11 protein-coding genes are annotated in these 23,287 nt (G+C 65.2%); 5 read left to right on the forward strand and 6 right to left on the reverse strand.

Features of this window, described 5'->3' with window-relative positions; all coding sequences use genetic code 11:
- Window positions 1-82: 82 nt before the first annotated feature.
- Window positions 83-11,272 carry a YadA-like family protein gene (locus tag PQB87_RS17290; protein WP_489242419.1) on the reverse strand — a complete coding sequence of 3,730 codons (11,190 nt, stop codon included), beginning with the start codon at window positions 11,270-11,272 and terminating at the stop codon, window positions 83-85.
- Between the two features lie 708 nt (window positions 11,273-11,980).
- On the opposite strand from PQB87_RS17290, the gene metX reads away from it, so the two are divergent.
- The 4 genes from metX (at window position 11,981) to PQB87_RS17310 (ending at window position 16,337) form a co-directional block, all read left to right on the forward strand.
- Window positions 11,981-13,126: a homoserine O-succinyltransferase MetX gene (metX, locus tag PQB87_RS17295; RefSeq protein ID WP_060062909.1), complete on the forward strand. Its 1,146-nt coding sequence runs from the start codon at window positions 11,981-11,983 to the stop codon at window positions 13,124-13,126.
- Entirely contained in the window at window positions 13,123-13,731 is a 609-nt protein-coding gene (gene metW, locus PQB87_RS17300; RefSeq protein WP_021156285.1) for a methionine biosynthesis protein MetW, read from the forward strand. Before metX ends, metW begins: the two co-directional genes overlap by 4 nt.
- Before the next feature lie 118 nt (window positions 13,732-13,849).
- Entirely contained in the window at window positions 13,850-15,271 is a 1,422-nt protein-coding gene (locus PQB87_RS17305) for an AmpG family muropeptide MFS transporter (RefSeq protein WP_301863426.1), read from the forward strand.
- A complete protein-coding gene (locus PQB87_RS17310) occupies window positions 15,261-16,337 on the forward strand; it encodes a M48 family metallopeptidase (protein ID WP_059649491.1) in 1,077 nt (358 codons plus the stop codon). Before PQB87_RS17305 ends, PQB87_RS17310 begins: the two co-directional genes overlap by 11 nt.
- A gap of 9 nt (window positions 16,338-16,346) precedes the next feature.
- Here the strand turns inward: PQB87_RS17310 and PQB87_RS17315 are convergent, their stop codons facing one another.
- The gene (locus tag PQB87_RS17315) at window positions 16,347-17,291 is read right to left on the reverse strand and encodes an AraC family transcriptional regulator (protein WP_301863427.1); all 945 of its coding nucleotides are present in this window, start codon (window positions 17,289-17,291) and stop codon (window positions 16,347-16,349) included.
- A 228-nt stretch (window positions 17,292-17,519) separates the two neighbouring features.
- On the opposite strand from PQB87_RS17315, the gene PQB87_RS17320 reads away from it, so the two are divergent.
- A complete protein-coding gene (locus tag PQB87_RS17320; RefSeq protein ID WP_165582388.1) occupies window positions 17,520-18,581 on the forward strand; it encodes an NAD(P)-dependent alcohol dehydrogenase in 1,062 nt (353 codons plus the stop codon).
- A gap of 42 nt (window positions 18,582-18,623) precedes the next feature.
- Here PQB87_RS17320 and PQB87_RS17325 read toward each other — a convergent pair whose 3' ends face one another.
- The 4 genes from PQB87_RS17325 to gatB all read right to left on the reverse strand — a co-directional run bounded on the left by PQB87_RS17325 (window position 18,624) and on the right by gatB (window position 23,283).
- Window positions 18,624-19,826 carry an RNA-guided endonuclease InsQ/TnpB family protein gene (locus PQB87_RS17325; protein ID WP_111942227.1) on the reverse strand — a complete coding sequence of 401 codons (1,203 nt, stop codon included), beginning with the start codon at window positions 19,824-19,826 and terminating at the stop codon, window positions 18,624-18,626.
- Window positions 19,827-20,035: 209 nt separating this feature from the next.
- On the reverse strand, window positions 20,036-20,809 hold the full coding sequence (locus tag PQB87_RS17330; protein WP_021158564.1) for an exodeoxyribonuclease III: 774 nt from the start codon (window positions 20,807-20,809) through the stop codon (window positions 20,036-20,038).
- Between the two features lie 40 nt (window positions 20,810-20,849).
- Window positions 20,850-21,689 carry a polyphosphate kinase 2 family protein gene (locus PQB87_RS17335; RefSeq protein ID WP_021158565.1) on the reverse strand — a complete coding sequence of 280 codons (840 nt, stop codon included), beginning with the start codon at window positions 21,687-21,689 and terminating at the stop codon, window positions 20,850-20,852.
- Window positions 21,690-21,807: 118 nt separating this feature from the next.
- Complete coding sequence (gatB, locus tag PQB87_RS17340; RefSeq protein ID WP_021158566.1) at window positions 21,808-23,283, reverse strand: Asp-tRNA(Asn)/Glu-tRNA(Gln) amidotransferase subunit GatB; 1,476 nt, start codon at window positions 23,281-23,283, stop codon at window positions 21,808-21,810.
- Between the last annotated feature and the right edge of the window lie 4 nt (window positions 23,284-23,287).

A 23,287-nucleotide genomic window follows, 5' to 3' on the forward strand; every position in this document is an offset into this window, starting at 1 on the left:
GGCTTGCGGGCCGGCGAGAAACGACCTCGCCGGCCCGTCGCGAACCGGGACGGAAGGCGGACCGATGGTCCGCCCTCCCGCGTTACCACTGGTAGGAAGCCCCCACACCGAAGGTATTGCCGCCGCTGCTCATGCCAACGCCGGCGCGCATCTTCAGGTTCTCCGTGATACGTGCTTCACCGCCGAGCGATACGGCCTGATACCCCTTGTAGGAAGCCCCGCCGATGCCGAACGAGATGTTCTTGCCCGGATCGACGCTCGGGATCATCGCCAGCGCCGTGGCGGCTGCGATACCGGAGTAAGCGTTGCGCGACAGATCGTTGATCTGGCCTTGCATCCCGCCCATCGCACGGTCGAACTGCCCCTTGCTGACGGCATCCGTAGCCTTCACGCCATCCGCGACATTGACGATCCGGCGTTCGGCGCCTTCCGAACCGATCGACACCGTGTTGGCTTCGGTCGCCTTCGACCCCTGGCCCAGCGCGACCGAGTTGGTCGCGTCGGCCGAGACCGTTGCGCCATGGCCAACCGCCGTGCCGCTGTCGGCCATCACCTTCGAACCGGCGCCAACCGCCGTGCCGTTGTGCTGACCGTCCGCGACCTGCGAACTGGAGCCTGCGGCGACGTTGCCGTTGCCGTTGCCCGGCTTCGCGGCGAGGATTTCAGCGCTGTTCGTGCCGCTGCCGCCCGTGCCGTCGATCAGGCCATTGCCGTTCGTGCCCGCACCACCGCCGTTGCCTGGCGTGGTCGCCGCGTTCAGACGTTCGTCGATGTCGCTGACGCGCCCTTTCAGTTCCGAGAACTGGCCGTAGTTCACGGCGTCGTACTCAGTCGTGCCGGCCTTGACGTTCGTCAACACCACCGGCCCCGAGCCATTACCCAGCTTCACCATGCCGTAGTTCACGGAGCCGTCGCCGTTCTTCCCGTACATGACCGCGCCAGCGAGTTCCACCGGATTGGTGATGTTGTTCTGGATCTGCTTGACCCGGCCGTCGAGGTTGCTCAGCGCATCACCAGCGTTATCGAAATCGATGTTCCCCACGTGGTACGTCGGGGCAATCACCTTGCCGGTTTCCGCATCGATCTTCGCGTCGCCACCAAGCGCACCGACCACACCGCTCAACTGGCTGACGTTCACCGCATCCGTCGCCGCCGTGCCCGCCGCAACGTTGTGCAGACCAACAGGCGTGACGGACCCGAATCCGCCGAGCGTCACCGAACCGTAGTTCGTCGTGCCGTCCGTGTTCTTGTCGTACACGACCGCCGATTGCATCACGCCCTTGTCATCGACGAGGCCCGCCGAGCGCAGTTGCCGCACGTTGACCGCATCGGTTTCGTCGGTGCCGTCCGCGACGTTCTTCAGCGTCACGGGTTTGACATCGATGCTGCCGAGCGTGACGGAAGTGTGCTTCTCGTCGTCGTACTGAACCGCATTCGCGACGTCCTTGTACAGCCCCTCGATCTGCTTCACGTTCTCCGACGTGAGGTCGTCGAGATGCTGGAAGGCATCGCCGACGTTGCCGAACGATGACTTCGAGCCGTCGAGTTCGGTGAGCTCATACTTCGGGGCCGCGATCTTGCCGGTCACCGGATCGAACTTGGCGCCGCCGCCGAGGCTGTCCGCGATGCTCTGCGTGACGGTATTCAACTGGCCCCCGTTGACAGCCTCGGTGCTGTCGACGGCGAGCGAGCCGCCTGCCACGTTGCCGATCACCGTGCCCTTCTTGCCCGCCAGCGTCACCGTTGCCTTGGCGTCGTCGTCATAGGCAACCGCGTTCGGATCCGAACCGTTTCCGGAACCGCCCTCCCGCTGTTCCAGCGCCTTGATGGCATCGCCGACCGATGCATATTCGGTGCCGTCGACCGTATAGACCGGCGCGGTGACCTTGCCGTCCGTATCGATGCCCGCACCGCCGCCGATCGCGTCGGTCACGCCCTTCAACTGGGACACATTGACCGCATCCGTCGATGCCTTGCCGGCGGCGATGTTATGCAGTGCGACAGGGATATTGGCGTTCACGCCGCCGAACGTCACGGACGCGAAGTCCGTGGTCCCGTCGGCGCGGGTGTCGTAGGTCACGGCCGACAGCGACTTGCCACCCTCGCCGATCAGGCCCGACGATTTCAGTTGCGAAACGTTCACGGCATCCATGTCCGCCGTACCCGCCTTCACGTTCGACAACGTCGTGCCATCCTGGCCGGCCAGCGCCACCTTGTCCTTCAGCGTGCTTTCGTACGTCACCGCCAGCGACTCGCCCGTCTTCGAATCGATCACGCCGCCGTCCTTCAGCGACTGTTGCAGGCCGTCCAGGCTCTGGTTCGTCGCGAACAACTGAGCGCCCGTCACCGCGTCCTTGCTCGTCTCCGTCAGGTCGCCGGCCTTCAGGTTCGTCAGCGTCGTGCCATCCTGGCCAGCCAGCGTCACCTTGTCCTTCTTGACACTGTCGTAAGCCACACCGTTCGGATCGGCCGCGCCGCCACTTTCCGCCGCCGCGTTCAGTGCCGCTTCGACGTCGTGATAGGTCTGACCACCGATCGTGTAGGTCGGCGCCGTGACTGAACCGTCCTTGGCAATGTCCGCGTTGCCGCCGAACGCCGCCATCGCGTCCCTCAACTGGCCGACGTTGACCGCGTCGGTATTCACGGTGCCTTTCGCAACGTTGACGAGTTGCCGCTCCGCACCGAGCGCACCGAACGACACCGCATTCGCACGGTCCGCCGTCGAGCCGGCGCCGATGGCAATGCTGCCCGGTTTCAGCGCCTTCGCGTTGGCGCCAAGGGCGATTGCATCGGTCACGCCCAAGTTGACGGATGCATTCGAACCGATCGCAATACCGTTGACGGCGCCCGCCCATACTTTCGCTCGATCGCCAACGACGACCGAACTGTCAGCGATCGCCGCGGCGCCGTTCGTGCCGACGGCCACCGAGTTTTCCCCGTTTGATCTCACCTTCGAGCCGATTCCGATGGCCCCTACGCCGTTCGTCGTGACCATGCTGCCGATGGCAACCGAATACTCTTGATCCACGCCCGTTTGAGCGAAGCTGCCGATGGCGACCGCATTGTCCGACTGGGCTATGCTCTGCAAACCGACCGCGACGGTATCAAGGCCGGCCGCCGTGCTCGAAATGCCGATGGCCGCGGCCGTTCCCGATTTCGGGTCCTTGCCGTTGATCGAAGCCATGTTCGGCGAACCGCCGTCCGCGGCCAACCCTTCGACCGCGATGAAGCTCCCCGGCGGGGAGGTCACGTCACGCGTCTGAGACAGGGTGCGGAGGCTGCGCTGCTGCTCGGCCACCGACGCGTTGATCTGATCCAGCGCGGCATAAAGCTGCGAGCCGTTCACCGCATCGGTGCTGGATGCATCGACTTGACCCGCCTTCACGTGAACGATCCGACGCTCCTCGCCGTCGCGACCGACCGCTACCGTATCGGCCTCGTCCGCCACCGAGTTGACGCCGATCGCCACCGAGTTCTTGCCGGACGCCCTCGAACCCGACCCCAGCGCCATCGTGTATTGCCCCGTCGCGTTGGCTGATGCGCCGATGGCTACGGCCTGGTCGCCAATCGCGCGAGCCGCGATGCCGTCCGACCGGACTTTGATGTACTTGAGGTCGATTGCGCCGTTGACGAGCTTGTCTTCAAGATTGGACAGACCATCGGTCAACTGATCGACGTTGACGGCATCGGTTCCGAGCACCCCCGTTGCCACGTTCGACAGCATGACGGTCTTCTCGGATTTCCCGCCGCCCAACGTCACCGAGCCGTAATTCGGCGTGCCGTCGAGGTTCTTGTCGTACGTCACCGCGGCGTGCGCGTTGCCATCCTCGCCGATCAGGCCCGACGACTTCAGTTGCGATACGTTCACCGCGTCCCGGTCCGCCACGCCTGCCTTCACGTTCGACAGCGTCGTACCACCGAGCCCTGCCAGCGTCGCCGACTTGAAGTTCGGCGTGCCGTCGAGGTTCTTGTCGTACGTCACCGCCGCCAGCGCCTTGCCGTCCTCGCCGATCAGGCCTGCCGACTTCAGTTGCGATACGTTCACCGCATCCTTGTCCGCCTTGCCGTCGGCCACGTTCGACAGCGTCGTGCCACCGAGCCCTGCCAGCGTAGCCGACTTGTAGTTCGGCGTGCCGTCCGCATTCTTGTCGTACGTCACTGCGGCGCGCGCCTTGCCATCCTTGTCGATCAGGCCCGATGACTTCAGTTGCGATACGTTCACCGCGTCCCGGTCCGCCTTGCCGTCGGCCACGTTCGACAGTGTCGTGCCGCCGAGCCCTGCCAGCGTCGCCGACTTGTAGTTCGGCGTACCGTCGATGTTCTTGTCGTACGTCACCGCGGCCAGCGCCTTGCCGTCCTCGCCGATCAGGCCCGACGATTTCAGTTGCGACACGTTCACCGCGTCCTTGTCCGCCTTGCCGGCCTTCACGTTCGACAGCGTGGTGCCACCTTCGCCGGCCAGCGTCGCCGACTTGTAGTTCGGCGTGCCGTCCGCATTCTTGTCGTACGTCATTGCGGCCAGCGCCTTGCCGTCCTCGTCGATCAGGCCGGTCGACTTCAGTTGCGATACGTTCACCGCATCCTTGTCCGCCTTGCCGTCAGCCACGTTCGACAGTGTCGTACCGCCGAGACCTGCCAGCGTCGCCGACTTGTAGTTCGGCGTGCCGTCCGCATTCTTGTCGTACATCACTGCGGCGCGCGCCTTGCCATCCTCGTCGATCAGGCCGGTCGACTTCAGTTGCGATACGTTCACCGCATCCTTGTCCGCCTTGCCGTCGGCCACGTTCGACAGTGTCGTGCCGCCGAGGCCTGCCAGCGTCGCCGACTTGTAGTTCGGCGTGCCGTCCGCATTCTTGTCGTACGTCACTGCGGCGCGCGCCTTGCCGTCCTCGCCAACCAGACCCGAGGACTTCAGTTGCGATACGTTCACCGCATCCTTGTCCGCCACGCCGGCCTTCACGTTCGACAGGATCGTGCCGCTCTCGCCGGCCAGTGTCGCCTTGCCGTAATTCGGCGTGCCGTCAGCGTTCTTGTCGTACGTCACCGCGGCACGCGCCTTGCCATCCTTGTCGATCAGGCCCGACGACTTCAGTTGCGATACGTTCACCGCATCCTTGTCCGCCTTGCCGTCGGCTACGTTCGACAGGACCGTGCCGTTCTCGCCGGCCAGTGTCGCCGACTTGTAGTTCGGCGTGCCGTCCGCATTCTTGTCGTACATCACTGCGGCGCGCGCCTTGCCATCCTCGTCGATCAGGCCGGTCGACTTCAGTTGCGATACGTTCACGGCGTCCATGTCCGACGTACCCGCTTTCACGTTCGACAGGATCGTGCCGTTCTCGCCGGCCAGCGTCGCCTTGCTCTTCGATACATCGTCATAAGACAAGGACAGCGGATTCATGCCGCCTTCAACGTTGCGAATCGCCTCGGTCAGTTGGTCAACGTTCACCGCGTCCGCACCATCCGTGCCCTTCGCGATATTCGACAGCTTTACCGGATCGACGGATTTGCCATTCCCGAACGTCACCGAGCCGTAGTCCGGCGTGCCGTCCGCCTTCTTGTCGTACGTCACCGCCGCCAGCGCCTTGCCATCCTCGCCGATCAGGCCCGACGACTTCAGTTGCGATACGTTCACCGCATCCTTGTCCGCCACGCCGGCCTTCACGTTCGACAGGATCGTGCCGCTCTCGCCGGCCAGCGTCGCTTTGCCGTAGTTCGGCGTGCCGTCCGCGTTCTTGTCGTACGTCACCGCGGCGCGCGTATGGCCGTCGCCGTCCACCAGGCCCGTGTCCTTGAACTCGTTCTTGATGTTCGTGATCTCGGTCGTATTGCCTGCCACCCGGCCGTCAAGGTTCTCCAGCGCATCGCCGACCGTGTGGTATTCGATCTGCTTCGAGCCGTCCACCGGATCGGTCAGGCTATACGACGGTGCCGTCAGCTTGCCGTTCTCGTCCACCGACGAGCCACCGCCCAACGTGTCCGCTACGCTCTGCGCCGTGTCGTGCAACTGCGCGCCGTTGATCGCGTCCTTGCTGTCCGCGCTCACCTTGCCCGCCTTCACGTTCGACAGCGTCGTGCCGTTCTCGCCGGCCAGCGTCGCCTTGCCGTAATCCGCCGTGCCGTCCGCCTTCTTGTCGTACGTCACTGCGGCACGCGCCTTGCCGTCCTCGCCAACCAGGCCCGACGACTTCAGTTGCGACACGTTCACCGCATCCTTGTCTGCCTTGCCGTCGGCCACGTTCGAAAGCGTCGTGCCATTCTCGCCAGCCAGCGTTGCCTTGCCATAGTTCGCCGTGCCGTCCGCGTTCTTGTCGTACGTCACCGCGGCACGCGTATGGCCATCACCGTCCACCAGGCCCGCGTCCTTGAACTCGTTCTTGATGTTCGTGATCTCGGTCGTGTTGCCTGCCACCCGGCCGTCAAGGTTCTCCAATGCGTCGCCAACGTTGTGGTAAGCAATTTCCTTCGTACCGTCCACTGGATCCGCGAGGCTGTATGTCGGCGCCGTCAGCTTGCCGTTCTCGTCCACCGACGAGCCGCCGCCCAATGCGTCCGCCACGTTCTGCGCCGTGTCGTGCAACTGCGCGCCGTTGACCGCGTCCTTGCTGTCCGCGCTCACCTTGCCCGCCTTCACGTTCGTCAACGTCGTGCCGTTCTCGCCGGCCAGCGTCGCCTTGCCGTAATCCGCCGTGCCGTCCGCCTTCTTGTCGTACGTCACCGCGGCGCGCGCCTTGCCGTCCTCGCCGATCAAACCCGACGACTTCAGTTGCGATACGTTCACCGCATCCTTGTCCGCCTTGCCGTCGGCCACGTTCGACAGCGTCGTGCCGTTCTCGCCAGCCAGCGTCGCCTTGCCATAGTTCGCCGTTCCGTCCGCGTTCTTGTCGTACGTCACCGCGGCACGCGCCTTGCCGTCCTCGCCGACCAGACCCGACGACTTCAGTTGCGACACGTTCACCGCATCCTTGTCTGCCTTGCCGTCGGCCACGTTCGAAAGCGTCGTGCCATTCTCGCCAGCCAGCGTTGCCTTGCCGTAGTTCGGCGTGCCATCCGCGTTCTTGTCGTACGTCACCGCGGCACGCGTATGGCCATCACCGTCCACCAGGCCCGCGTCCTTGAACTCGTTCTTGATGTTCGTGATCTCGGTCGTGTTGCCTGCCACCCGGCCGTCAAGGTTCTCCAATGCGTCGCCAACGTTGTGGTAAGCAATTTCCTTCGTACCGTCCACCGGATCCGCGAGGCTGTATGTCGGCGCCGTCAGCTTGCCGTTCTCGTCCACCGACGAGCCGCCGCCCAATGCGTCCGCCACGCTCTGCGCCGTGTCATGCAACTGCGCGCCGTTGACCGCGTCCTTGCTGTCCGCGCTCACCTTGCCCGCCTTCACGTTCGTCAACGTCGTGCCGTTCTCGCCGGCCAGCGTCGCCTTGCTCTTCGATACATCGTCGTAAGACAAGGACAGCGGATTCATGCCGCCTTCGACGTTGCGAATCGCCTCGGTCAGTTGGTCGACGTTCACCGCGTCCGCACCATCCGTGCCCTTCGCGATATTCGACAGCTTCACCGGATCGGCGGATTTGCCATTCCCGAACGTCACCGAGCCGTAGTCCGGCGTGCCGTCCGCCTTCTTGTCGTAGGTCACCGCTGCCAGCGCCTTGCCGTCCTCGCCAACCAGACCCGACGACTTCAGTTGCGATACGTTCACCGCGTCCTTGTCCGCCTTGCCGTCGGCCACGTTCGACAGCGTCGTGCCGCCCTCGCCGGCCAGCGTCGCCTTGCCGTAATTCGCCGTGCCGTCCTCGTTCTTGTCGTACGTCACCGCGACACGCGTCTTGCCGTCACCGCCGATCAGACCGGACAACTTCAACTGCGACACGTTCACCGCATCCATGTCGGCCTTGCCCGCCGCCACGTTCGACAGGATCGTGCCACCCTCGCCGGCCAGCTTCACTGATTTGAAGTTCGGCGTACCGTCCGCGTTCTTGCCGTACGTCACCACGGCGCGCGTGTCGCCATCGCCATCCACCAGGCCCGCGTCCTTGAACTCGTTCTTGATGTTCGTGATTTCGGTCGTGTTGCCTGCCACCCGGCCGTCAAGGTTCTCCAGCGCATCGCCGACCGTGTGGTATTCGGTCTGCTTCGATTCGTCCTCGGGATCGGCCAGGCTGTAAGTCGGCGCCGTCAGTTCGCCGTTCTCGTCCACCGACGAGCCGCCGCCCAACGCGTCCGCCACGCTCTGCGCCGTGTCGTGCAACTGCGCGCCGTTGACCGCGTCCTTGCTGTCCGCGCTCACCTTGCCCGCCTTCACGTTCGTCAACGTCGTGCCGTTCTCGCCGGCCAGCGTCACCTTGTCCTTTTTCTCGCTGTCGTAAGCCACGGCATTCGGATCCGTCCCGCCTGCGGACTCGGACATCGCCGCCAGCGCATCGCCGACATTGTTGTACGTCTTGTCGCCGACCGTGTACGACGGGGCCGTTACCGCACCGTCCGTCCCGATGCCCGAGCCGCCGCCGAGCGCATCCGTTACGCCCTTCAACTGGCTCAGGTTCACCGCGTCGGTGCTCTGCGTCCCCTTTGCGACATTGACGATCTGTCGCTGCGCCTTGCCCGACCCGACGGAAACCGCGGTGCCGCGATTCGCAACGGAACCGGAACCCAGTGCCACACCGCCCGCCCCACCCGCCGTCACGCTCGTGTTGGCGCCCAGCGCGAGGGCGTCGGTGACGTTCAGCGCAACGTTCGCGCTCTTGCCCACCGCAATGCTGTTGACGGCACCGGCCGCCGCTTTTGCCGCGTTGCCGATCGCCACGGAATTGTCGCCAATCGCGCTGACGAAATTGTTCCCGACGGCCACCGAGTTTTCGCCGTTCGACCTCACTTCCGCGCCGATACCGATCGCTCGCGTTCCATTCGTCGTCACCATGGTGCCGATGGCAACCGAATAGGGTTGATCGACCCCGGTCTGCGCCATGCTGCCGATGGCGACGGAGTTGTCGGACTGCGCGACCGACTGCAAACCGACGGCAATCGCATTGACGCCGGCCGCGGCCGACGACACGCCGATGGCGGCCGCGGTACCCGACGTCGGATCCTTGCCGTTCATCGACGCGATCGACGGCAGACTGCCGTCGTCACCCATGCCCTCGACCGCGACGAAGCTGCCCGGCTTCGAGATGGTGTCGCGCGTCATGCCGCCCTTCGGCATCGCCCGGGTCATCTCTTCCCTGACCTGCGAACCGGCGGTCTGGAACGCCTCGTGCAACTGCTTCATGTTGACCGCGTCGTTATCGTCCACGCCGTCGCCGAGATTCACGATTCGGCGCTCCGCGCCGCTGCTCCCCACCGACACGGTATTCGCCTGGGTCGCGACCGAATTGATGCCGATGGCGATCGAGCTGGTGCCCGACGCCCGCGCGCCGGAGCCGATTGCCAGCGTATCCTTGTTCGTCGCACTTGCCGACGAACCGATCGCCACGCTGTTCGGCCCCAGCGCGTTCGCCTGAATCCCCTTCGCATTGACCTTGATGTACTTCATGTCGAGCGAACCGTCTTTGAGGCTGTCCGTAATTTCGGTCTTGACGTCGCTCAGGCCGCTCTGGAGTTGCGCCACATTGACGGCGTCCGTGTCCGCCACGCCCGTCGCGACATTCTTCAGCGAAACCGTTTTGGATGCCCCCGTGCCGCCCAGCGTCACGCTCGACTTGTTCGTCCCGTCGTAGTGCACGGCGCTCGCGTCCTCACCACCGCCGGCGCCGCCTGTCGCGGCCGCAGCCTGAATTGCATCGCCGACGTTGTCGTAGGTCTTGTCGCCGATCTTGTATGCCGGCTTCGACACGGTGCCGTCCGTGTTGACGGCCGATTCGCCGCCGAGTGCGGACGCGATGCTCGACGACACACCGTACAACTGGCCGCCGTTCACGGCGTCCTTGCTGGTCGATGCGATCTTGCCCGCCTTCACGTTCGTGATGGCCGTACCGCCCGTGCCGCCCAGCGTGACCGTGCCCTTCGTTGCGCTGTCGTAGACGACCGCAAGCGACTCGCCGGTCGACGAATCGATCAGGCCGCTATCCGTCAGCGATTTCTCGATGTCGGTCACACGGCCGTTGGTCGCGAACAGTTGTGCACCGTTGACGGCATCCGTGCTTTTCGCCGACAGCGCCGCCGCGCGTACGTTGGTCAGCTTGACCGCGGCCGCATCGGCACCGCCGAGCGTCACCGAATTCTGCGCATCGGAATCGTACTGCACCGCGTTTTCGGTTCCGCCGCCCGACGAGGAGGCCGCCTGCAACGCATCGCCGACGTTGTCGTACGTCTTGCTGCCGATCGTGTAGGTCGGCTTCTTGACGTTGCCGTTCGCATCGATGGTGGCGCTGCCGCCCAATACCTCGGCCACGCCCTTGAGCTGCGCAACGTTGACGGCATCGGTCGACTGCGTGCCGTGCCCGACGTTCACGACCTGGCGCTCGAAACCGGCGGTGCCCACCGATACCGTCTGATCCCGATCGGACTCGGAATACGAGCCGAGTGCAATGGAATCGGCGCCGCGCGCCGCCGCGCTTTGACCGATCGCGATCGCGTTTTCCGCCGATGCGGCAGCCTGCGAACCGAGCGCCATCGTGCCTTGTCGCGTCGCCATCGAGGAATCGCCGATCGCCAGCGCGGATTCCGCGCTCGCCTTCGCCTTGCGGCCCAGCGCGTAAGCGCCCCAGCCCGTTGCCTGCGCATCGTTGCCGAGCGCGATCGACGACTTGCCGCTCGCATTCGCCCCGCCGCCCAAGGCTATCGCCCCCTGGTCGCCAAGCGCCGAAGCGTTGGCGCCGAGCGCGACGTTATTGCCCGAGGCCGTCGCCGCGTCGCCGATCGCCACCGCGCCGCCGAGGCCCGCCGCAGCCGGGCGGGTACTCGCGTTGGCGCCGATCGCGATCGACCTCTCGCCCTGCGCGAGCGCGTTGTCCGAACCGTCGCCCTTCGCATCGATCTTCACGTATGCGGCGTTGTCGGGCACGATCATCCGGGTGGTCGGCATGCTCGGCTTGGCGCCCGTCCGGTCGGCCCGCATCCCTTCGGCGAGTTGCGCGGAATCGCCGGCCATCGCATCCGCCGCGCCGCTTTCCTCCGCGTAGGCGGACCCCATCGAAACCATGACGAGCGCAGCGGCAGCCGCGGCCTTCGACGACTTCGCGGACCCCGACGATTTCGAGCGCCCGCGTGTAATTTCCGATGCCGCGCACCAGGTGCTGGTCGACGCATTCCACACGACACGATACGACTTGTTCATATGAACATTTTCCTTTGGTAAACCTCTTCACGATGCGTATCGAACCAATACGGTCATATCGACACGACGACAACGCGAGAGCGGTGACAAGTAACTCCATGCCCTGCTTTCGAGGAAAAAGCGCGGCGCCCGCATTCCGGAAAATCGGCGCCCGGGAGGCGGGGCGCCGTGCCGGAAAGCCGTGAAATCACGCGCCTCAACCGGATACTGAAAGCCAGTTGAAACTCTATTAACAGCCACCCGTCCCAAAAATAGGACGATCACCAAATAGAAATAATTTCGTCTAGAACAAGTACTAATTATTTTTAAGATTTAATAACCGTTAAGAAATTTACAAAATTACCCCCATCGAAACATTAGAAGATCAATTCAATATTTCGAATATTAAAAAGCGCGGCGATGCGTGATTTCGCCTGAACTTGTCCTGCATGTCCTCGCACCCGATGCGTCGATGCAATCGGGATTGCGCGTCGCCCTCCGGAAAAAATCCGCTATACTTTGCCGACTGTCGCCCTGTGGGCGGCAGGTCGGAAGCGCGCCGATTTGCTGACTCGATTGCGGGCGCGCGAACCGGCCGGGGGCGTGGATGTGCGTTCGCCCGGCGGTTCACTACAAATGCGGCTAAAGAGGTCGTCAGCCGCGCACCTTCGACTCCGCGCCTCGCCGACACCATTTAGCCGCCCAGTCATATGGCATAAGGCGGAACGAATGGAATCGATCGGCATCGTCGCTCCACAGACCATGCACTTCGCCGAACCGCTGCGCTTGCAAAGCGGCAGCGCGCTCGGCAACTATCAGCTCGTCGTCGAGACGTACGGCGAGCTCAACGCCGCGCGCTCGAACGCGGTGCTCGTCTGCCACGCGCTCAACGCGTCGCACCACGTCGCCGGCGTCTACGCGGACGATCCGCGCAGCACCGGCTGGTGGGACAACATGGTCGGCCCCGGCAAGCCGCTCGACACCAACCGCTTCTTCGTGATCGGCGTGAACAACCTCGGCTCGTGCTTCGGCTCGACCGGCCCGATGAGCGTCGATCCGTCGACCGGCAAGCCGTACGGCGCGCGCTTTCCGGTGGTCACCGTCGAGGACTGGGTGCACGCGCAGGCGCGCGTCGCCGACGCGTTCGGCATCGAGCGCTTCGCCGCGGTGATGGGCGGCAGCCTCGGCGGGATGCAGGCGCTCGCGTGGAGCCTGATGTATCCGGAGCGCGTCGCGCACTGCATCGACATCGCGTCGACGCCGAAGCTGTCCGCGCAGAACATCGCGTTCAACGAGGTCGCGCGCTCCGCGATCCTGTCCGATCCCGACTTCCACGGCGGCGACTACTACGCGCACGGCGTGAAGCCGAAGCGCGGCCTGCGCGTCGCGCGGATGATCGGCCACATCACGTACCTGTCCGACGACGACATGGCCGAGAAATTCGGCCGGGCGCTGCGCCGCGCGGACGGCGCGCTCGACGCGTACAACTTCAGCTTCGACGTCGAATTCGAGGTCGAGTCGTACCTGCGCTACCAAGGCGACAAGTTCGCCGACTACTTCGACGCGAACACCTACCTGCTGATCACGCGCGCGCTCGACTACTTCGACCCCGCGAAGGCGTTCGACGGCAACCTGACGGCCGCGCTCGCGCACACGCAGGCGAAATACCTGATCGCGAGCTTCTCGACCGACTGGCGCTTCGCGCCGGCACGCTCGCGCGAGATCGTGAAGGCGCTGCTCGACAACAAGCGCACGGTCAGCTACGCGGAAATCGACGCGCCGCACGGCCACGACGCGTTCCTGCTCGACGACGCGCGCTATCACAACCTGCTCCGCGCGTACTACGAACGAATCGCCATCGAGGTGGGTGTATGAACCAGCAAGCGCTGAATTCCCTGTCCGCGCGCGCGGATTTCCGCACGATCGCCCGCTGGGTCGAGCCGCGCTCGACCGTGCTCGACCTCGGCTGCGGCGACGGCTCGCTGCTCGCGCTGCTGATGGAGGAACTGGACGTCACCGGTTACGGCATCGAACTGAACGACGCGGGCGTGCTCGCGAGCGCGAAGAACGGCATCAACGTGATCCAGCAGAATCTCGAGGACGGCCTACGCCTGTTCGAGGACCACAGCTTCGACATCGCGATCCTGTCGCAAACCCTGCAGACGATCCACCAGACCGCCGCGATCCTGCGCGAAACGGCGCGCGTCGGCCGCGAGTGCATCGTGTCGTTCCCGAACTTCGGCTACTGGTCGCACCGGCTGTCGGTGCTGCACGGCCGGATGCCCGTGTCGAAATCGCTGCCCTACCAGTGGCACAACACGCCGAACGTCCGGGTGCTGACGATCAAGGATTTCGAGGCGCTCGCGCCGGAAGTCGGCGTCACGATCCTCGACCGCGTCGTGCTGCACGAAGGCCAGCCGATTCGATGGGGAGCGAACTGGCGTGGTAGTCTTGCTGTCTACCGCGTCAAGCGCAGCTGAGCCGGGGGCCGTTGACGGAAGATCCGGCCCGCACGAGCGTGCGGCCGCCCCTCTCGTGTCGCTCGCACCGCCGCCTGCGCTGCCGCCGCCATCAGTCAACGCTACCCAGTTTCCGTCCATGTCGAAAACGCCACACGAGGCGCCCGCACTCACCGCTCACGAGGATCACCCCGGCTGGCGAGCCTATCTGAACACGCACATGCTGATCTGCGTGTTCCTGGGCTTCACGTCGGGCCTGCCCCTGTTCACGCTCGTCTACCTCGTGCAGGCATGGCTGCGCTCGGAAGGCGTGAACCTGAAGGAAATCGGCCTGTTCGCGCTGATCCAGTTCCCGTATACGTGGAAGTTCCTGTGGGCGCCGCTGATGGACCGCTACATCCCGCGCCTGCCCGGCTGGCGGCCGGGACGCCGGCGCGGCTGGATGCTGCTCACGCAGGTGCTGGTCGCGGGCGCGATCGCCGCGCTCGGCTTCGTGTCGCCGCGCGATTCGATCTGGACGGTCGCCGCGCTCACCACGCTCGTCGCGTTCTTCGGCGCGAGTTCCGACATCGTGATCGACGCTTACCGCCGCGAGCTGCTGCGCGACACCGAGCAGGGCCTCGGCAACGCGGTGCACGTGAACGCGTACAAGCTCGCCGCGCTGATCCCCGGTTCGCTCGCGCTGATCCTGTCCGATCACATGCCGTGGGACGCCGTGTTCGCGCTCACCGGCGCGTTCATGCTGCCGGGCATCCTGATGACGCTGCTGGTGCGCGAGCCCGAAGTGGTCGGCGCGCCGCCGCGCAACCTGCGCGACGCGATCGTGCTGCCGTTCCGCGAATTCATCCAGCGCGACGGCTGGGCCGGCGCGCTGCTCGTCATCGCGTTCATCTTCCTGTTCAAGATCGGCGACACGATGGCCACCACGCTGTCGACGTCGTTCTTCCTCGACATCGGCTTCTCGCGCACCGAGATCGGCATCGTCGCGAAAACCACCGCGCTCGTCGCGAGCGTCGCCGGCGGCATCATCGGCGGCGTCTGGCTCGTGAAGATCGGCATCGGCCGCGGGCTGTGGGTCTTCGGCGCGCTGCAGATGGTGTCGACGCTCGGCTTCGCGTGGCTCGCGCAGGTTGGCCCCGGCTCGCCGGTGCTCGCGACGCTCTACGACTTCACGGTGGCGGCCAGCCATGCGCTCGCGTCGTTCCTGTCGATCTTCGGCTTCGAGGTCACGCCGCATCTGAGCCCGATGACCGTCGCGCTCGCGATCGTCTACGGCTTCGAAACCTTCACGACCGGCCTGACGATGGCCGCGTTCGTCGCGTACATCGCGAGCACGACCGACCCGCGCTACACGGCCACGCAGTTCGCGCTGTTCACGAGCCTCGCGTCGGTACCGCGCACGCTCGCGTCGGCCGCGAGCGGCTTCATCGTCGCGAAGATCGGCTGGTTCGACTACTTCATCGTGTGCACCGCGCTCGCGATTCCCGGCATGCTGCTGCTGTTCAGGATCGCGCCGTGGAACGGCACCGCACGCAACGGCGAGGCCAGCCGTGCGCAGTAACCGCCTGCACCGCCTCGCGCGCGTTGCGGCTTCGTGGAGCGTCGGTGCCGCGGCGCTCGCCGCCGGGTTCGCCGCCCATGCGTCCGACACCGGCGCGACCGCTGCAACCGCCGCGGGCTCCGCGCCGGCCGCCGCACCGGCTTCACCGCCGGCAACGTCGACTTCCGCCGCCCCCGCCCAGCCGGCCACCGCCGAACCCGCACAGCCGACCGGCGGCGCCGCGTCGACGAAGGCTTATACGCCGACACCGCAGCAGGTCCGCTACGGCAATGCGATCGCATTCCGCACGCTGATCCCGTCGCCGCTGCTCGAGCAGCTCACCGCGAGCGAATACGCGCAGATCGTGCAGGCGGCCGCCGACAGCAACCGCCTGCTGCCGGCAAACCAGCCGCGCGTGAAACGCCTGCGCGCGATCGTCACGAAGCTCGCGCCGTATTCGGTGAAGTGGAACGATCGCGTGAAGAACTGGGCGTGGGACGTGAACGTGATCCGCTCGCGCGACATCCGCCTGACCTGCCTGCCGGGCGGCAAGGTGCTCGTATACGGCGGCCTGCTCGAGCGCATCCGGCTGAACGACGATGAACTCGGCGTGCTGGCCGCGCACGGCATCGCGCACGCGCTGCGCGAACACGCGCGCAGCAACTTCAGCGCGGCATCGCAAACTTCGCTGCGCGCCGCCGCGCTGCCGCCGCTGTTCGGCGTCGGCGATCCGCTGCCGCAGGCGCTGAACCTCGGCGAGCGCCTGCAGTCGCTCCACTACGACCCGACCGACGAGACCGAAGCCGACGTGATCGGCGGCGACATCGCCGCCCGCGCGGGCTTCGATCCGCGCGCGGCGATCACGCTGTGGGACAAGCTCGCGGCCGCGACGCGCGCGAACAAGGCCACCGGCTTCATCTACACGCACCCGTACAGCACCGCGCGGCGCCAGGATCTGCTGAACCGGCTGCCGGACCTGATGCCGCTGTACGCAAAGGCGATCGGCAAGCGGGTCGACTCACTGCCCGACTACGCGGGCATCAGCGCGCAGCGGCGCAAGGTCGTGCGGCGCGGCGCCACCGGATGACGCCGGACGCTACGCGTCCGTATCGGCCACGGCCGGGCGAATCCCGATTTCACGCATCCAGCGCACTTCGTCACCGGGGCTGCGGCCGAACAGCCGCTTGAACTCGCGGCTGAACTGCGACGCGCTCGCATAACCGACACGCGCGGCCGCCGTACCGGCGCCGACGCCGTCCTGCACCATCATCAGCCGCGCCTGATGCAGGCGCGCGGCCTTCACGTACTGCATCGGCGACGTCGCCGTCACGTGCTTGAAGTGCGCGTGGAACACCGCGAGGCTCATCCCGGCCTCGCGCGCCAGGGTCTCGACATCGAGGTCGGCCCTCAGCTCCGCATGGATGCGCCGCAACGCCTTCGCGATGCGGCCGAAGTGATGCTGCTGCACGAGCGCCGCGCGGATCGCGTCGCCCTGCGCGCCCGTCAGCACGCGATACGCGATCTCGCGCATGATCGCGGGGCCCAGCACGCGCGTGTCGTGCGGCGAAGCCAGCACTTCGAGCAGCCGCACGACCGCATCGGCCAGCGGCGCGTCGAGCGGCGTCGAATAGACGCCGAGCGGTTCGCTCGCGGCCGCGCCGAGCGTCTCGTCGAGCAGGAGCGCGAGCTCGGCGATCACCGCGAGATCGACGCGGATCGAGATCGCGAGAAACGGCTCGTCCATGCTCGCGAAAGTCTCGCATTCGAACGGCAGCGGCACCGACAGCACGAGATACTGCTGCGCGTCGTAGACGAACGAGCGATCGCCGAGATAACCGAGCTTGCGCCCCTGGCACACGACGATGATGCTCGGCTCGTACAGCACGGGCATGCGCGGCCCCGGACGGCTCACGCGAATCAAACGCACGCCGTCGAGCGCCGCCAGCGTGTCGCCCTCGTTCGGCGCGAGGCGCGTGTGCAGCTCGATCATGCGGCGCTGCACGCGGTCGCCCGTGTCGGCGAAAAGGGGCTCGAAGCTCATCTGCGTCATCCTGTCCGGCAAGAGAATCTGGCTCGCAATGTAGCATCTTGAATGCGTTTTGGCGGCCGTTTGCACGCAGTTCGAGAGGAATAGGCAAATCTTCCAGACCTTCGTGTATTTCATCGCGGCGCCGTGCTCCTTACGATGACGTCCTGCCTCGCCGCATCGCCACAGGGTGCGACGGCAGTTCGTTTCGCCGGATGTTTTCCCGGCCAAGGAGCCCCCTGCATGAGCACCACCTACGCTTACGCGGCAACCGATTCGCAGTCGCCGCTCGCCCCGTTCGAATTCCAGCGTCGCGCGCTGCGCGACCTCGACGTCCAGATCGACGTCCTCTACTGCGGCGTCTGCCACTCGGACCTGCACCAGGCGCGCAACGAATGGCGCAACACGATCTACCCGGTCGTGCCGGGCCATGAAATCGTCGGCCGCGTGACCGCGACCGGCCCGCAGGTATCGCGCTTCAAGGTCGGCGAGCTGGTCGGCGTCGGCTGTCTGGTCGATTCGTGCCGCACCTGCCCGAGCTGCGCCGACGGGCTCGAGCAGTATTGCGAGAACGGCTTCGTCGGCACCTACAACGGCCAGGACCGCGTGACGGGCGACGTCACCTACGGCGGCTACTCGACGCAGCTCGTCGTCGACGAGGCGTTCGTGCTGCGCGTGCCCGAGACGCTCGACCCGGCCGGCGCCGCGCCGCTGCTGTGCGCGGGGATCACGACGTACTCGCCGCTGCGGCAGTGGAACGTCGGCCCCGGCAAGAAGGTCGGCATCGTCGGGCTCGGCGGCCTCGGCCACATGGGCGTGAAGCTGGCGCGCGCGATGGGTGCGCACGTCGTGCTGTTCACGACGTCGCCGTCGAAGATCGAGGACGGCAAGCGCGTCGGCGCGCACGAAGTCGTGATCTCGAAGGACGAAGCGCAGATGAACGCGCACCTGAACAGCTTCGACTTCATCCTGAACACGGTCGCCGCGCAGCACGACCTGAACCCGTTCCTGCACCTGCTGAAGCGCGACGGCACGATGACGCTCGTCGGCGCGCCGGAGCACGACCATCCGTCGCCGCAGGTGTTCAACCTGATCTTCAAGCGCCGCCGCCTCGCGGGCTCGCTGATCGGCGGGATCGCGGAAACGCAGGAAATGCTCGACTTCTGCGCGGAGCACGGGATCACGTCGGATATCGAGACGATTCCGATGCAGCAGATCAACGCCGCTTACGAGCGGATGCTGAAGAGCGACGTGAAGTACCGGTTCGTGATCGACATGGCATCGTTGACATCCTCTTCCGCCTGAAGGCGGGCGATTCCTACCGCGTCTGAAACGGTGATGCGCATCTCAAATCGCCTCGGCGGGTTCCTGCTTCATGGAGCGGCCTGACTGCACCGGCTCTCCACAGGCTGCAACGCGGTGTCCCCGCGCCAGTATGTTGATCGCACCGACCACATCGGCATGCACTTCATGCCCGCACTCGACGCAGCGGAATGCGGCCTGCACCTTTCGGTTCTCGGCGCTCACGCAGTGGCATGCCGGGCACGTTCGACTCGTGTTCGCCGGCGGGACTGCGATGAGCCAACCGCCGTTCCACGCCATCTTGTAGTCCAGTTGGCGACGAAATTCGAACCACCCCTGATCGAGGATTGCTTTGTTCAGACCGGACTTGGTCCGAACGTTTTTGCCCGGAGCATCGACGCTGCCAGCCGCCGACCTCGACATGTTCCGTACCTGCAAGTCCTCGATGCACACCATCGCGTGGTTTTGGCTGATCGTGGTCGTGGCTTTGTGCAGATAGTCGCGCCGGGCGTTGCCGATGCAGGCATGAATGCGTTGGACGCGGGCCTTGGCCTTCCGCCAGTTGTTGCTGAACTTGACCTTTCGGTTCATCGCTTGCTGCGCGCGGCGCAGTCTGGCCTCGTGCCTCTTGAAGCTGTTAAGCGGTGCGAGAAAGCTGCCGTCGCTGAGGGTGGCAAACCGTGCGACGCCCATGTCGATCCCAATCGCGCTGGTTGCCTGCGTTACCGGCTGCTCGACTTCCCGTGCGGTCTGGATCGAGACGAACCATTTGCCTGCGTGCTGAGATACGGTGGCATTGCGTACTTCGCCCAATACATTCCGGCTGTTGCGATAGCGCAGCCAGCCGAGCTTGGGCAGGAAGATCCGATTGTTGCCCTGATCAAGCTTGATCTGCTTTCGGTCGGGGTAACGGAAGCTGTCGCACCAGCCCCGCTTCTTGAAACGCGGGTACGCCGTGCGCCCGGCAAAGAAATTCTTGTAGGCTCGCTCCAGGTTCTTGAGCGCGTGTTGGAGCGGATGCGCGGGGGAGTCTTTAAGCCACGGCGTTTCCGCACCATTACGCCACGCCGTCAGGTGCCTCGCCATGGCCACGTAGCCGATGAACTTGCCGCCGGCCTCACGGTTCGTCTGCTGCAATGCCAACGCCTTGTTGAAGACAAATCGGCATGCCCCAGCAAAGCGACACATATCGCGCCGCTGCTCGCCGGTCGGCGTCAGTTCGAATTTGAAGGCTTGAAGACGTTGCATGATTCGATCCTATCAGTCAGCGAAAGCGCGCTGTCAAGACCGCTGGATCGTCCGCAGTATCCTTCCCCGCCCAGAAGGGGAATGTCATGCCCCTAGATCAAGCATAAGGGCAGCCCCAAGCGAAACGGGCCGCATGTCAGACATGCGGCCCGTTTTGCATCCGGCGGCTGCGCCGCGCGCGCTGTGCGGCGGCGAACATCACGCCTTGGTTACTTCTTGTAGTCGTAGTCCACCGTCAGCGGCGCGTGGTCGCTGAACTTGATGTCCTTGAAGATCGACGTGCTTTTCGCGGTGCCGGCGACGCCCGGCGTCGCGATCTGGTAATCGATCCGCCACCCGACGTTCTTCGCATACGCCTGGCCGCGGTTGCTCCACCACGTGTACTGCTCGGCGCGCGGGTCGAGCGTGCGGAACACGTCGACGTAGCCGACATCGTCGAACAGCTTCGTGAGCCACTCGCGCTCTTCCGGCAGGCAGCCCGAGTTCTTCTGGTTGCTCTTCCAGTTCTTGATGTCGATTTCCTTGTGGACGATGTTCACGTCGCCGCACAGGATCACCTCGCGCTTCTTCTTGAGCTGGGCAAGGTGCGGCATGAACTCGTCCATGAAGCGGTACTTCGCCTGCTGGCGCTCCTCGCCGCTCGAGCCGGACGGCACGTACACCGACACGACCGACAGCTTGCCGTAACGCGCCTCGACATAGCGACCCTCGGCGTCGAATTCGCTGCTGCCGAAGCCGATGATCACGTCGTCGGGCTCGCGGCGGCTGTACACGCCCGCGCCGCTGTAGCCCTTCTTCTCGGCGTGGTGAAAATAGCTCTTGAAGCCGTGCGGCTCGACGAATTCGGCCGGCAGGTCGTCGGCCGAGACCTTGATTTCCTGCACGCACACGCAATCGGCGTTCTGTTCGCCGAGCCACTCGAAGAAGCCCTTCTTCGCGGCGGAGCGGATGCCGTTCAGGTTGGCGGTAATCACTCGCATCATGTCGGATTCCGTTCAGTTCGATGTTTTACAGGGTGGCAGCTTAACGGATCTTCACGCCTTCGAGCTCGGGCTTCGGCGGCGGGAATTCCAGCTTCATGTCGGTCATCGTGCGCAGCAGCAGCTCGGCGATCATCACGTTGCGGTGCGTCTTCGAGTTGGCCGGGATCACGTACCACGGCGCATGCTCGGCGGACGTCGCGGCAAGCGCGTCGCGATACGCGGACTGGTACGCGTCCCAGTGCTTGCGCGCGTCGAGATCGGAGATGTCGAACTTCCAGTGCTTGGTCGGATCGTCGATGCGCGCCTGCAGCCGCGCGCGCTGCTCGTCCTTCGAGATGTGCAGGAAGCACTTGATGATCGTCGTGCCGTTCTCGACCAGCATCGTCTCGAAATCGCGGATCTGCCGGTAGCGGCGCTCGCATTCCTTCGCGTCGATCAGGTCGAGTACGCGCGGCACGAGCACGTCTTCATAGTGGCTGCGGTTGAAGATCGCGAGCTCGCCCGCGGCCGGCACCTGCGCATGCACGCGCCACAGGAAGTCGTGCGCGGCCTCGATCGGCGTCGGCGCCTTGAACGGCACGACGCGCAGGCCGAGCGGATCGACCTCGCGGAACACCGCGCGCACGGTGCCGTCCTTGCCGCTGGTGTCCATCCCCTGCAGCACGAGCAGCACGCGCTTCTTCTGCTGCGTGTGCAGGCGCTCCTGCTGCACGTCGAGTTCGGTCGACACGGCCGACAGCCGTTCGCGGTCGTCGTCCTTCGAGCCGGACGAAAACGGCTTCGCGGCCGGGTCGAACGCATCGAGCTTGAATGCGGCGGCTTCCTTCTCGCGCGTGAAATAAGGCACGCGGAAATCGTCGAGCGCGGGTTGTTTCGCCATTCGTTCCTCCGTTGGACGGTGTGACGCATACGATAACGCATCCGCCAAACGCAACGGGCCGCCCCGAACTGGTTCGGGGCGGCCCGTCGTCAAGCGCGGTTCAGGCGCGCGGTCATGCTCAGCCGAGCTTCTTCTTCAGCAGTTCGTTGACCTGCTGCGGATTGGCCTTGCCCTTGGTCGCCTTCATCGCCTGGCCGATCAGCGCGTTGAACGCCTTTTCCTTGCCCGCGCGGAATTCCTCGACCGACTTCGCGTTCGCCGCGAGCACCTCGTCGATGATCGCTTCCAGCGCGCCGGTGTCGGAGATCTGCTTCAGGCCCTTCGCGTCGATGATGCGGTCGGCCGCACCTTCGTCGTCCGGCTTTTCGTCCCAGATCGTCGCGAAGATCTCCTTCGCGATCTTGTTCGAGATCGTGCCGTCGGCGATGCGCTGCAGCAGCAGCGCGAGCTGCGCGGCCGACACGGGGATCGCGTCGATCTCGATGCCGTCGCGGTTCAGTTGCGACGATACGTCGCCCATCAGCCAGTTCGCGGCGATCTTCGCGTTCGCGGCGCCGGCCTTCGCGACCACCGACTCGAAATACGCGGCCATCGCCTTGCTCGACGTCAGCACGCCCGCGTCGTACGCGGACACGCCGTACTGCTCGGCGAAACGCTGCTGCATCGCGGCCGGCAGCTCGGGCATCCCGGACTGCACGCGCTCGATCCAGTCCTGGCCGATCACGAGCGGCATCAGGTCGGGGTCGGGGAAGTAGCGGTAGTCGTGCGCGTCTTCCTTGCTGCGCATCGAGCGCGTCTCGCGCTTGTCCGGATCGTAGAGGCGCGTTTCCTGCACGACTTCGCCGCCGTCCTCGATCAGTTCGATCTGGCGACGCACTTCGTAGTTGATCGCTTCCTCGAGGAACCGGAACGAGTTCAGGTTCTTGATTTCCGCGCGCGTGCCGAACTTCTCCTGGCCGACCGGTCGCACCGACACGTTCGCGTCGCAGCGGAACGAGCCTTCCTGCATGTTGCCGTCGCAGATGCCGAGCCACACGACGAGCCCGTGCAGCGCCTTCGCATAGGCCACGGCCTCGGCCGCGCTGCGCATTTCCGGCTCGGTGACGATCTCGAGCAGCGGCGTGCCTGCGCGGTTCAGGTCGATCCCGGTCATCCCGGCGAAGTCTTCATGCAGCGACTTGCCCGCGTCTTCCTCGAGGTGCGCGCGGGTCAGGTTGACCGTCTTCTCGTACGCTTCCTTGCCGGCCTTTTCGTTGGCGGGCACCTGGATCGTGATCTGGCCGCCCTGCACGACCGGAATCTCGTACTGGCTGATCTGATAGCCCTTCGGCAGATCGGGGTAGAAATAATTCTTGCGCGCGAAGATGCTGCGCGGCGCGATGGTCGAGCCGATCGCGAGGCCGAAGCGGATTGCGCGCTCGACCGCACCGCGGTTCAGCACCGGCAGCACGCCCGGCAGCGCCAGGTCGACCGGGCACGCCTGCGTGTTCGGCTCGGCGCCGAACTGCGTCGACGCGCCCGAGAAAATCTTCGAGACGGTCGACAGTTGCGCGTGCGTCTCGAGACCGATAACGACTTCCCATTGAGTAGCCATGTGC

The organism is Burkholderia sp. KL41 (genome assembly GCF_057005415.2).